This window comes from Sphingomonas alba (genome assembly GCF_023516555.1).
Classification (GTDB): Bacteria; Pseudomonadota; Alphaproteobacteria; order Sphingomonadales; family Sphingomonadaceae; genus Sphingomicrobium; species Sphingomicrobium album.
In genome coordinates this window covers 1-736 of record NZ_JAMGBD010000003.1, presented here as the reverse complement: position 1 = coordinate 736, position 736 = coordinate 1, and the positions used below count along the sequence as shown (strand labels likewise).

Here is a 736-nt window from a genome sequence, read left to right as displayed (position 1 = left end):
CACCGGCTTTGGCGACGACGGACCATGCGGGCTATGTCGGCGTTGAAGCCGGCCTTCTTTTCCCGAACGATCTCGACGTCGATTTCGAATATGATTTCGTTGAAGGTGGTAGCCTGAGCTACGACTATGACGTCGACTACAAGCTCGGCTTCGACGGCGACATCATCGGCGGCTACGACTTCGGCCAGTTCCGGCTCGAGGCCGAGCTTGGCTACAAGGCCGCTGATTTCGACAAGGTCACTGACGACAGCGGTGATTCCACCGATGTCGACGGCGACACCAAGGTCTGGTCGTTGATGGCCAATGCCCTGTGGAACCCGAGCTTCGGCGAACGCTGGGATGCCTATATCGGTGTCGGCGGCGGCTGGGCCTGGACGAAGCTCAACACGGACTTGGGCGACGCCAGCGACAGCCACTTCGCGTGGCAGATCATCGCGGGTGTCGGCTACAACATCAGCAACAACATCGAGCTTGGCCTGAAGTATCGCTACTTCTCGACCAAGTTCCACGACAACGACACGTTCGACAACTTCCTCGACAATACGAACATCGACGGCAAGTTCCGGTCGCACTCGCTCTTGGCGAGCCTGATCTTCAGCTTCGGATCGGCCCCGCCGCCTCCGCCGCCGCCTCCGCCGCCGCCACCCCCGCCGCCTCCGCCGCCGCCTCCGGCGACGCAGACGTGCCCGGATGGCTCGGTGATCCTGGCGACGGACGCATGTCCGCCTCCGCCACC

The 736-nt window shown here is 62.8% G+C and carries 1 protein-coding gene; it reads left to right on the top strand.

The genetic code is table 11. The annotated features are described in order from the left end of the window. On the top strand, positions 1-736 hold a 736-nt coding region (locus LZ536_RS13005), incomplete at both ends, for an outer membrane protein (RefSeq protein WP_249849236.1).